This is a genomic window from Microbacterium sp. CCNWLW41, from assembly GCF_037083505.1.
On sequence record NZ_JBAOJP010000011.1, the window covers coordinates 318,443 to 330,087 of the forward strand.

General features: G+C 72.2%; 10 protein-coding genes. 9 read left to right on the plus strand and 1 reads right to left on the minus strand.

Features of this window, described 5'->3' with window-relative positions; all coding sequences use genetic code 11:
- Positions 1–21: 21 nt before the first annotated feature.
- The 5 genes from V6R91_RS31355 (at position 22) to V6R91_RS31375 (ending at position 6,940) form a co-directional block, all read left to right on the plus strand.
- Positions 22–558 carry an RNA polymerase sigma factor gene (locus V6R91_RS31355; RefSeq protein ID WP_336398600.1) on the plus strand — a complete coding sequence of 179 codons (537 nt, stop codon included), beginning with the start codon at positions 22–24 and terminating at the stop codon, positions 556–558.
- On the plus strand, positions 555–1,748 hold the full coding sequence (locus V6R91_RS31360) for a hypothetical protein (RefSeq protein WP_336398601.1): 1,194 nt from the start codon (positions 555–557) through the stop codon (positions 1,746–1,748). Before V6R91_RS31355 ends, V6R91_RS31360 begins: the two co-directional genes overlap by 4 nt.
- A 40-nt stretch (positions 1,749–1,788) precedes the next feature.
- Positions 1,789–3,588, plus strand: coding sequence for a proline--tRNA ligase (locus tag V6R91_RS31365; protein WP_336398602.1), 1,800 nt, complete (start codon positions 1,789–1,791; stop codon positions 3,586–3,588).
- Between the two features lie 125 nt (positions 3,589–3,713).
- On the plus strand, positions 3,714–4,760 hold the full coding sequence (locus tag V6R91_RS31370) for a TIGR00730 family Rossman fold protein (protein ID WP_336398603.1): 1,047 nt from the start codon (positions 3,714–3,716) through the stop codon (positions 4,758–4,760).
- A gap of 152 nt (positions 4,761–4,912) precedes the next feature.
- Positions 4,913–6,940, plus strand: a complete 2,028-nt coding sequence (locus tag V6R91_RS31375) for a PhoX family protein (protein ID WP_336398626.1) — start codon at positions 4,913–4,915, stop codon at positions 6,938–6,940.
- A 61-nt stretch (positions 6,941–7,001) separates the two neighbouring features.
- Here V6R91_RS31375 and V6R91_RS31380 read toward each other — a convergent pair whose 3' ends face one another.
- Positions 7,002–7,838 carry a DUF1206 domain-containing protein gene (locus V6R91_RS31380; protein WP_336398604.1) on the minus strand — a complete coding sequence of 279 codons (837 nt, stop codon included), beginning with the start codon at positions 7,836–7,838 and terminating at the stop codon, positions 7,002–7,004.
- 109 nt (positions 7,839–7,947) lie between these two features.
- Here V6R91_RS31380 and V6R91_RS31385 point away from each other — a divergent pair, with 109 nt between their 5' ends.
- The 4 genes from V6R91_RS31385 to V6R91_RS31400 form a co-directional block, all read left to right on the plus strand.
- Positions 7,948–9,870: a lipase family protein gene (locus tag V6R91_RS31385; RefSeq protein WP_442928204.1), complete on the plus strand. Its 1,923-nt coding sequence runs from the start codon at positions 7,948–7,950 to the stop codon at positions 9,868–9,870.
- A 103-nt stretch (positions 9,871–9,973) separates the two neighbouring features.
- Positions 9,974–10,963 carry a transcription termination factor NusA gene (gene nusA / locus V6R91_RS31390; RefSeq protein WP_336398606.1) on the plus strand — a complete coding sequence of 330 codons (990 nt, stop codon included), beginning with the start codon at positions 9,974–9,976 and terminating at the stop codon, positions 10,961–10,963.
- Positions 10,964–10,997: 34 nt separating this feature from the next.
- On the plus strand, positions 10,998–11,249 hold the full coding sequence (locus V6R91_RS31395; protein ID WP_336398607.1) for a YlxR family protein: 252 nt from the start codon (positions 10,998–11,000) through the stop codon (positions 11,247–11,249).
- A 91-nt stretch (positions 11,250–11,340) separates the two neighbouring features.
- Positions 11,341–11,645, plus strand: a 305-nt coding sequence (locus tag V6R91_RS31400) for a translation initiation factor IF-2 N-terminal domain-containing protein (RefSeq protein ID WP_336398608.1), incomplete at its 3' end; no start/stop codon positions are given.

The following is an 11,645-nucleotide window of genomic DNA, read 5'->3' on the forward strand; positions in this document are numbered from 1 at the left end:
CGAACGCGGACACTACAGGGTATGGACGCTGATGACGCCTCCCTGTGGGAGCGGGTCCTGGCCGGCGACGAGGCCGCGCTGGCGGCGCTGTTCGACCGCCACGAGGCGCGTCTCTTCCGCCACGCGCGACGCCTGCTGACCGCGCGCGAGGACGCGAAGGATGCCGTGACGATCGGGTTCTTCGAGCTCTGGCGCAAGCGCGAGTCGGTCCGGCTGGTCGACGGCTCACCGCTGCCGTGGCTGCTGAACGCCGTGTCGAACTGCGCCCGAAACCTCGAGCGCTCGGGCCGCCGGTACCGCGCGCTCCTGGCGCGCACGCCGGTCGCGCCGAACCCGGGTGCACCCCAGGGCTCGGACGAGAGCGGCGTGCTCGCCGCACTGAAGCGACTGCCGGCCCGCGAGCAGAGCGTCGTCGTCCTGACGGTGCTCGAGGGCTATCCCGACCGCGCCGCGGCCGAGACGCTCGGCATCCCGGTCGGCACCGTGAAGTCCCGACTGTCCCGCGCCAAGGCGAGGCTGCGCGATGAGATGGCATCGATCGAGGGGGCATGGACATGAACGAGGACCTGACACCGCGGGAGCGCGGCGAGCTGCGCGACCTCGTCCTCGCCGGCGCCCAGCGCATCCGCCCCGCGGACAGGCGGCGGTCGCGGATCGCCGCGGGTGCGATCGCGCTCGTGCTCGTCGGGGCGGTGGGCGGCGGCGCCGTCACGACGGCGGCGCTCCTCGGCACGGACGCCCGTCCTGCGCCCACGACGAGCCAGACCGAGCCCACGCCCACGCCGACGCCGACGCCGACGCCCGAGCCGACCCCCGAGCCCACGCCGCAGCCGACGGCGCCGGCCGCCCCACCCGAGGGCGTCACGCCCTTCGCCGGGGACTGCGCCGCCGCCCTGGACGAGGCCTCGGTCGAGGCGGTCGCCGGGATCGACATGATGCTCTCGGACTACCGGTGGAGGACGGGCGCCGACGACGTGCTCGGCGGAATCGACTGCGTGTGGGTGTCGGACGGCGTCTATCTCGCTGCCACGGCGCACCTGTTCGCCTACCCCGAGGCGGTGGTGGGCGAGGATCTGCGCGCCGGCACGCCGACCGGCTGCGCGTCCATCGAGGACGGCGCCCGCGTCGAGTGCACCCAGGCGGGCACGGTGGACGGCACCTGGATGGTGGTGCGCGCCGCCGGTGACACGGACGCCGTGACGGCCGCGGGCGTCGCCGGCCTCTTCGCCGAGGCGTCCACGCGGCTGGCCGATCACCCGACCCCCAGCCCCGCCCTGCGCACCCCGCAGTGGTGGTCGCTCCCGGACTGCGCCGAGGTCGCGGCATCCGTCGATCCCGCGGTGTACGGCTTCGAGCGCGTGGCGCTGCTCGGCCAGAGCAGCCGGGGCGAGGCGACGGAGCGGCTCGAGGGCATCGCCCTCTTCGCCGAGGCGACCAGCTGGTGCGAACTGCACTTCACCTCGGGCAGCGGCGACACGAGCTCCGGCGAAGTCGTCCGTGTCGACGTCGTCCCGGGCGGCGCGATCGCGTTCCCGACGGCGCTCGCCGCGGCGGGCGCGGAGCCGGTGACCGTCGACGGCGCCCAGGCCGCGGTCATCGCACCGGGACTGGACCGCTACGAGGGCTCCGGCGCGGTGGTCGTCGCGACGGACGGCGTGAACGTCCTCCTGGTGACGCCGGACTTCATCCGTCCGACGACCGATGCCCTGGCGCTGACGGCCGACGTGTTCGCACTCATGCACCCGTGACGCGAGGGCGCTGCAGCCGCTCGTCATACACTTGACCCTCGTGGTCACCCGTCTGTCGCACTACTTCCTCCGCACGCTCCGTGAAGACCCCGCCGACGCCGAGGTCACGAGTCACCGGCTGCTCGTGCGCGCCGGCTACATCCGGCGTGCCGCGCCCGGCGTCTTCACCTGGCTGCCGTTGGGCCTGAAGGTCAAGGCGAGGATCGAAGCGGTCATCCGCGAGGAGATGGCCGGCGCCGGCGCCTACGAGGTGCACTTCCCGGCGCTGCTGCCGCGGGAGCCGTACGAGGCGTCCGGCCGCTGGACCTCCTACGGCGACGGCATCTTCCGGCTGCAGGACCGCAGGGGCTCCGACTACCTGCTGGCGCCGACGCACGAGGAGATGTTCACGCTTCTCGTGAAGGACCTCTACTCGTCGTACAAGGACCTGCCCCTGACGATCTACCAGATCCAGGACAAGTACCGCGACGAGGCCCGTCCGCGCGCCGGCCTGCTCCGCGGGCGCGAGTTCACCATGAAGGACGCCTACTCGTTCGACTACACCGACGAGGGACAGGATGCCTCGTACCAGTCGCAGCGCGACGCCTACGAGCGGATCTTCCAGAAGCTCGGGCTGGAGTACGTCATCGTGGCCGCCGACAACGGCCTGATGGGGGGTGCGCGCTCCGAGGAGTTCCTGCACCCCACGGCCGTGGGCGAGGACACCTTCGTCCGCTCCGCCGGCGGCTACGCGGCTAACGTCGAGGCGTTCACCACGATCGCGCCCGACCCGATCCCGTTCGACGGGATCGGCGCCCCCGTGATCTTCGACTCGCCGAACACGCCGACGATCGAGACGCTCGTGAACCACGCGAACACGCACCTCGACGCTCCCGCGTCGGGCATCGCCGGTCCCGCCACCGACGGGGCGTCCGAGTGGACGGCCGCGCACACGCTCAAGAACGTGGTCCTCGCGCTCACCCACCTCGACGGGCGCCGCGAGCTCGTGATCGTCGGCATCCCCGGCGACCGCGACGTCGACGACAAGCGCGTCGAGGTCGCCTTCGCCCCCGCCGCCGTCGAGCCCGCGACCGAGCAGGACTTCGAGAGCAACCCGCTGCTGGTGAAGGGCTACATCGGCCCCTGGTCCGAGACCGGGCCGGTCCTCGGCGAAGAGTCGGCGACCGGCATCCGGTACCTGCTGGACCCGCGCGTCGTCGACGGCACCGCCTGGGTCACCGGCGCCAACATCGACCAGAAGCACGTGCACACGCTCGTCGCGGGTCGCGATTTCACCGGCGACGGGTTCATCGACGTGGCGAACGTGCGCGACGGCGACCCGGCGCCCGACGGGTCGGGTCCCGTGGAGCTGGCACGCGGCATGGAGATCGGCCACGTCTTCCAGCTCGGCCGCTTCTTCGCCGAGACGCTGGGCCTGAAGGTCCTCGACGAGAACGGCAAGCTCGTGACCGTCACGATGGGCTCGTACGGCATCGGCGTCACGCGCATCCTCGCGATCATCGCCGAGCTCAACAACGACGAGCGCGGTCTCATCTGGCCGCCGGCCGTGGCGCCGTTCGACGTGCACGTGGTCGCCACCGGCAAGGACCAGGTCGCGTACGACCTCGCGGCGACGCTCGCCGCCGACCTGGAGGCATCCGGTCTCGACGTGGTCTACGACGACCGGCCGAAGGTGTCGCCGGGGGTCAAGTTCGGCGACGCGGAGCTCGTCGGCGTGCCGCGCATCGTCATCGCCGGCCGCGGCGCCGCCGACGGCCAGGTCGAGCTGTGGGACCGCCGCACCGGCGACCGCGAGGTCGTGCCGGTCGCCGACGCGGTGGCGCGCCTCACGGCGCGCTGACGCGCGCGCGGGGCCGCCGCGGCTGACGACGGCCGGCGGCGCCGGCGTCTTCCACGGCCGGCGGTCGCACGCAACCCCTGCGCACATCGGGCCCGGCCGGTGCTCCGACGTGGCAACGTGGAGGCATGGCCGACAGCACCGTGGTTCCCTCCGAGGTCACCGAGGATCTGCGCCGGATCCTCGCCGACGCCGGCATCAGCGACAACGCCGACCTCGTCGCGCGCATCCTCGCCACCGGGATCGGGCTCGGGATGGACGGCGCCGATCGACTCGACCTCAAGATCGCCAGCTCTGCGCTGACCGAGATGCGCGCGGCGTTCCGGCTCTTCGCGCCCTACGACGACGCACCCAAGGCCACGATCTTCGGCTCCGCACGGACCAGGCCCGATGACGCGCTCTACCGCCAGGCATCCGAGGTGGCCGCAGCGCTCGCCGCCCGCGGGTGGCTCGTGGTGACCGGCGCAGGTCCGGGCATCATGCAGGCCGCCGCGGAAGGCGCCGGCCCGCACAACTCCCTGGGCGTGTCGATCCGGCTGCCCTTCGAGGAGAAGCCGAACGCGGTCGTCGGCGCGAGTGCGCGCAACGTCGCGATGAAGTACTTCTTCACCCGCAAGCTCATGCTGGTGAAGGAGTCGCGCGGGTTCGTGTGCGTGCCCGGCGGCTTCGGCACGCTCGACGAGATGTTCGAGCTGCTCACCCTGCAGCAGACCGGCAAGGCCGATCCGGTGCCGATCGTGCTGCTCGACGCACCCGGCGGCGGTTTCTGGGAGGGCCTGCGGCGGTTCATCGACGACCACCTGCTCAGCTCGGGCGTCATCTCGGACGGCGACTTCGACCGCGTGCTCATCACGGACTCGGTCACCGAGGCCGTGGACGAGCTCACGGGCTTCTACCGCAACTACGACTCGCTGCGATGGGTGGGCAAGCGGCTCGTCCTGCGGCTGCGAGCCGAGCCGACGGACGAGGAGGTGGCCGCACTCAACGAGGAGTTCGCCCCGATGCTCACCGAGGGTGGCATCGAGCGCCGCGGCCCGCTCACGATCGAGCGCGAGGACGCCGACAGGGTCGATCTGCCGCGGCTGGTGCTGCGGCTCGACCAGTTCCGCGTGGGGGAGCTGTACCGACTCATCCGGGCCGTGAACGCGCTCGGGTCGGCTGCCGCGCCGGCATGAGCCGGTTCTCACACGCTCGTCTCCGGCCGTTCACTCGGCGTTCCGGTGGACGTCGCCACGCGCGGCGAGGCTTCGGCCAGTCCCACCGAACCGTCTCGAACGCAGAGAGGACGATCGTGAGTATCGTCGAAGGATTCCGCCGCTCCCTCCCCATGGCCGACCACGCGCGAGGCAAGCGCCTCGCGGTCACGTGCCAGTACAAGTGCGCCAACGCGTGCCTGGGGCCCGAATGCAACCCGTCGCAGAACGAGACGTTCCAGCAGGTCGCCGCCGCCGCGCTGTCGCGGCGCGCGCTGCTCGGCCTCGGCGCCGCCGGCGCGGTCGCGATCGCGGTGGGGGCCACGCGCGGGCAGGCGCCGCTCTCGGGCCCGGGCTCGGCCGGCGTCGGGGGAGCGGGTGCCGCGTTCGCCCGTCCGGTGAGCGGGGGCCTTGCGTTCGACCCGATCGCGCCGGTCAACCGCTTCGTCGACGAGGTCGTCGTGCCCTCGGGCTACACGTGGCAGCCGATCATCCGCTGGGGCGACCCGCTGTTCTCCCACGCTCCGGTGTTCGACATCGCCGCCCAGACGCCCACGACGCAGGCCCTGCAGTTCGGCTACAACTGCGATTACCTCGACATCCTCGCGGACCCGAGCGGCAAGACCGGCGTGCTCGTCACCAACCACGAGTACGTGAACCCCGACATCATGTTCCCGCCCACGACCGACCCGGCCGAGCGGCGGCGTCGCGGCGACATCTACAAGGCCGCGATGGGCATGTCGGTGGTGGAGATCACGCGCACGCGCACCGGCGAGCCGTGGTCGTACGTCGTCGGCGGCACGCGCAACCGCCGGATCACCGTCGAGACCGTCTTCGAGCTCACGGGCCCCGCAGCCGGCAGCGACCTCGTGAAGACGGCCGCCGACCCCGAGGGTCGCTGGGTGCACGGAACGCTCGGCAACTGCGCGGGCGGGACGACGCCGTGGGGCACGATCCTCTCCGGTGAGGAGAACTTCAACGGGTACTTCGCCTGGGCGGCGGACGCCCCCGCGCAGAAGCGCTACCAGTCCACGTCGTCGACCTCGACGTCCACCCGGTGGGAGACCTACGACCCGCGCTTCGACGCGCACAGCCCCGACTACGTCAACGAGCCGAACCGGTTCGGCTACATCGTCGAGATCGACCCGCAGGACCCGACCTCGACGCCGCGCAAGCACACTGCGATGGGCCGTTTCAAGCACGAGGGCGCCAACGTCACCGTCGCCGAGGACGGCCGCGTCGTGGCCTACATGGGCGACGACGAGCGCAACGACTACCTGTACAAGTTCGTCTCGAAGAACCGGATCTCCGGGTCGCGCAAGAAGAACCTCGAGCTGCTCAGCGAGGGCGACCTGTACGTCGCGAAGTTCGCGGGCAACTCGCCGGCCGCGCAGATCACCGGCACCGGCGTCCTCCCGGCCGACGGCCTGTTCGACGGCTCCGGCACGTGGATCCCGCTCACGCAGAACGGGCAGTCGGTCGTCCCCGGCTTCTCGACCGAGGAGGTGCTCGTCTACACGCGTCTGGCGGCGGATGCCGTGGGCGCGACGAAGATGGACCGCCCCGAGGACGTCGAGCCCCACCCCACGACCGGCAAGGTCTACCTGGCGCTCACGAACAACTCGGCCCGCTCCGTTGCGACGCTCGACGAGGCGAACCCCATCACGGGGAACCGCTACGGCCACGTCGTCGAGCTCACCGAGACCGAGGGCCAGTCGGGCACCACGTTCGGGTGGAGCATCCTGCTCCTGTGCGGCGATCCCGCCGTGTTCGCGAACTCGTACTTCGCGGGCTTCCCGAAGGAGCTGGTCTCGCCGATCTCGTGCCCCGACAACGTCGCGTTCGACTCGGCGGGGAATCTGTGGATCTCGACCGACGGCGCCCCGAGCACCATCGGCTACAACGACGGGCTGTTCCTCGTGCCGCTCGAGGGGGCCGAGCGCGGTCACGTGCAGCAGTTCCTCGCGGTGCCGCGGGATGCCGAGACGTGCGGCCCCGTGATCCACGATGCCGAGGGACTCGTCTTCGTCGCGGTGCAGCATCCGGGCGAGGACGGCTCGTACGCCGCCCCGACGTCGCGGTTCCCCGACTACGGCTCCGCCGCGCCCGGCGATGCGCCGAACGCGCCGCGCCCCTCGGTCGTGCAGGTGTACCGCGCCTGACCCGTCCCCACTGCGACGCCGCGCCTCCTACCCGGGGGCGCGCGTCGCCCTCGTCGCGCGGTCACATCCGGGCGAGGCGGGCCCGTGCGATGGTGAACACGGCGTAGGCGATCAGCCCCAGACCGACGATCCATGCGAGCGCCGGACCGAGGAAGAGGTCCAGGAGCGCATCCACCGCGCCGTCCAGGCCACCCGCGACCTCGGCGTCCGTGCCGACGGCCGCGACCACCAGGAGCACGCCGACGATGGTCAGTGCGACACCCTTGGCCACGAAGCCCGCGATGCCCAGCATGGTGACGCTGCGTCCGCGCTTGCCCTCGGGGATCCGGATCCGCTTGCGGAAGCTCCGGCGCACGCCCATGACGATGAACGCGATCCCGCCGATGCCGATGCCGAGCCCGATGAGGAACAGCACGATCGACCCGCCCCAGATCCGCAGCAGCATCTGGCTCGCCGTCTCGGCGGCCTGCTCGCCGTCCGGTCGGGCGCCCAGCGCCACGGCGGCGGCGATCGCGCCGAGTGCCGCGAAGACGGCCGCCTGGCCCCACTCGGCCACCCGCCGCCCCCACTTGCGGGCGGCTCCCTTCGTGTCGCCGGTCCAGTCGCGAGCCAGCAGCCCTTGACCGGCGCGCCAGACAGCCAGCGCCCACAGCCCGACCGCTACCAGCCACAGCAGCACGAAGCCGGCGGGCGCGCCCGCGACGGCTTTGAGCGCGCCGGCCTGGTCGCCGTCGCCGTCACCCCCGGAGGCGATGACGAGGACGATGATCCCGATGAGGGCGTGGATCACGCCGTTGGCCGCGTAGCCGGCGCGCGCCATCACCTCGAAGACGGTGTTCGACTCGGCCTCGCGCGCGAGCTGCTTGGCGCCCTGCCTCACGCCGTCGGTGCTCTCCACCCCCTCACGCTAGACCGCGCTCCCGGCCCCTGCACGGGCTTGACGCGGGTGCCGGGATGGTCCATCGGACGGGCGACCGCGGGAGGGCTCGCCGGACGGCTGACCTAAAATGGTGCGGATGATGCGCGCGGACCTCAGGGCTGCCGCGTCCGGATGGAGCATCGTCCCGCGCGTGGTGCGCGGTGCCTCACCGGTCGTGCTGGTCGTCGTGGGCGCCCTCGCGCTGCTGACCGGGCTGCTGATCGTCACGCGGCCGCTGACGTCGCTGCTGCTGCTGACGATCTACGTCGGTCTGAGTGCGATCTTCTCCGGCGTCGCCCGCATGCTCTCGGCGCCCGAGACGCCGCTGTGGTCGCGGGTGCTGTTCGGCGCGGCGTGGGTCGCGCTCGGCCTCGCCGTCCTGCTCGGCCTCGGCCGCACGCTCGAGCTGCTGCCCCAGCTCATCGCCGTGCTGCTGGTGCTCGGCGGGCTGGCCTCGCTGTACGACGCGATCGCCCGCGGCACGGTCAGCCAGCGCGTGCTGGCGGCGGTGTGGGGCGGTGCGCAGATCGCGTTCGGCATCCTCTCGTACGCATGGCCGGACGTCACGGTGCTCGTCGTGGCGGTGGTGTTCGGCGTGCGCACGATCGTCTTCGGCGCGACGCTGCTCGTGCGCGCGGTCCGCGCGTTCGTCGAGGGGCGACGGACCGTGCCGTCGGGTGCGCAGGGCGGGGTGCGGGGCCATCGTCGGAAGGCGGATGCCGCGCCCTCGCGCCCGTCGTCGGCCGCCCGCGACGCCACCCCGCCGAAGCGGCCGTCGCGCACCCGCGCCGCCTGGCTCGCCGCGGGCCGCTACGCGCTGGCGGCGCTCCTGGTCGGGCTGGCCGCGGGCGGCTGGTGGGCGAACTCCTGGTTCCAGGACGGCGCGCAGGTGGTGGACGGGTTCTACGATCCGCCCGAGGTCGTGCCGTACGAGCACGGCCGTCTGATCCGCTCGGACGACTTCTCCGGTCAGAAGCCGCCGGACGCCGACGTGCGGCGCATCCTCTACACGACGCGCGACGCGCTCGGGCAGCCGGCCGTCGCGAGCGCCCTCGTGATCATCCCGCAGGACCCGCCGCCGGGTCCGCGCCCGGTGGTCGCGTGGAACCACGGGACGACCGGCGTCGCGCGCGGCTGCGCCCCGAGCCTGCGGGACGCCTCGGCGACGAGATGGGCGATCCCGGGGCTCGATCGGGCGGTGGCCGAGGGCTGGGTGGTCGTGGCCTCGGACTACTCCGGCCAGGGCGCGCCCGGGGTCTTCCCCTACCTCATCGGGCGCGGGGAAGCGCGGTCGTCACTGGACGCGGTGATCGCGGCCGACGAGCTGGAGGGTCTCACCCTCTCCCGCCGGACGGTGGTGTGGGGCCACTCGCAGGGCGGCCACGCGGCTCTCTGGATGTCGCAGGTCGCCGGCGACTACGCGCCCGACCTCGACATCCTCGGGACGGCGCTGCTCGCCCCCGCGGCAGAGCCGGTGAAGCTCGCGGAGGAGCTGACGCGCGGCGATGCCAACGTGCTGCTGTCCATCCTGATCTCCTGGGTGCTCGTCCCGTACGCCGACACGTATCCCGACGTCGACCTGAACCGCTACATCGCCCCGGGCTCGGAGGCGATCGTCCGGGAGATGACGCAGCGCTGCCCCTCGGAGCCCGGCGTCGTCGTGTCGGTGGCGACCGCGCTGGGGGTGTCGGAGGACCGCCCGCTGTACGTCGGCGACCTCACCGCGGGACCCCTGGGCCGCCGGCTCGAGGACAACACGCCGACGGGGCCCTGGGGGCATCCGATCCTCATCGCCTGGGGCGACCAGGACGAAGTCATCCCGCCCCGCCTGCAGCAGGACTTCGTGGACCGCCTGTGCGCGCTGGGGGAGCAGGTGCGCAGCCTCGAGTACCGCGGCTACGACCACCTCCGTCCACTGCTGCCCGGCTCCGCCTTCGTGCCCGTGATCATCGACTGGACCGAGGCGCGATTCGGTCGCGCGGCCACGCACGTCGACGACTGCCCGCGGTGATCGGCGCCGACCGGCTCCTCGCGCCGGGGGAGTCGGCATCCGGTAACGTTGTAGGGTTCCGGCGCGCGGCGCGCGCCGGTGAGAGCTGAATACGGAGGCCATTGTGGACATCGATCTCGGACTGCTGCGGACTGTCGAGCGCGAGAAGGAGATCCCCTTCGACGAGCTGGTGCGGATCATCGAGCAGGCGATCCTGACCGCCTACGCCAAGCACACCTCGCCCACCGGCGAGCTGCCCGAGGGCGCACGGGCGCAGCTCGACCGCAAGACCGGTCACGTGGCCGTGTTCATCCCGCTCCGCGACGACGAGGGCGCCGTCATCGGCGAGGAGGAGTCGACCCCGGAGGACTTCGGGCGCATCGCGGCCTTCGCGGCGAAGCAGGTCATCAGCCAGCGTCTGCGCGACATCGCCGACGACGCCGTGCTCGGGGAGTTCCGCGGCAAAGAGGGCGACATCGTCGCCGGCGTCGTGCAGCAGGGCCCGAACCCCCGGATGGTGCACGTCGACCTCGGCACCGTCGAGGCGATCCTGCCGCCGGAGGAGCAGGTGCCGGGCGAGGACTACGCCCACGGCTCCCGCCTGCGCGTCTACGTGACGTCGGTGGCCAAGGGCGCGAAGGGCCCCTCGATCACGGTCTCGCGCACGCACCCCGGCCTCGTGCGCAAGCTCTTCGCCCTCGAGGTCCCCGAGATCCCCGCCGGCCTCGTCGAGATCGTCTCGCTCGCCCGCGAGGCGGGTCATCGCACGAAGATCGCGGTCAAGGCCAACGACCCCTCGATCAACGCCAAGGGCGCCTGCATCGGCGAGCTGGGCCGGCGCGTCCGGGCCGTCACCGAGGAGCTCGGCGGCGAGAAGATCGACATCGTGGACTACGACCCGGAGCTGGCGAAGTTCGTGGCGAACGCCCTGTCGCCGGCGAAGGTCACGTCGAGCTTCGTGCTGGACGCCTCGAGCAAGGCCGTGCGCGCGCTCGTGCCGGACTACCAGCTGTCGCTCGCGATCGGCAAGGAGGGGCAGAACGCACGCCTTGCGGCCAAGCTCACCGGCGCGAAGATCGACATCCAGCCCGACTCCATCCTCGAGGAGGGGTGACCGTCGGCGCTGGCTCCCAGCCGGTCGGTGTACCATGGATCCTGTACGAACGTGCGTCGGATGCCGCACGCGTGCTCCCCGGTCCGCTCTTCTGAGAGTGGTCTCCATCGAATCCGTCCTCGTCCTCGACGAGCGCGCATCGATGCCCGGACGAGGCGCGTGGGTGCACGAGACGCAGGAGTGCGTGGATGCCGCCATCCGGCGCCGCGCCTTCGTGCGGGCATTGCGTGTGTCAGGCCCGCTTGACACGCAGACCATCGAAGAGCACATCCAGCGAAAAGGCTGAACGGCTATGGAAACAAAGTGAACGGCTCGAAATGAGACCCGTCCGCGACTAACGGTCTGCCCTGTCTGGGTGGACCCAGACAGGAGAATTTGTGGCTGCCAAACCACGCGTGCACGAGATCGCCTCCGAGCTCGGCGTCGACAGCAAGGTCGCGCTCGAGAAGCTGAAGGCGCTCGGCGAATACGTCAAGAGCCCCTCGTCGACCATCGAGCCCCCCGTGGCTCGCAAGCTCCGCGCCGCCCTCGAGGCGGACGGTGCAGGCAAGGGCGCTGCCGCAGCGCCCGCGGCGGCGAAGCCCGCCACGCCCGGCGCCCCTGCGAAGCCCGGCGCAGCCGCGGCGAAGCCCGGTCCGGCCCGCAAGCCGGGACCCGCGCGCCCGGCCGCTCCGGCCGCCGA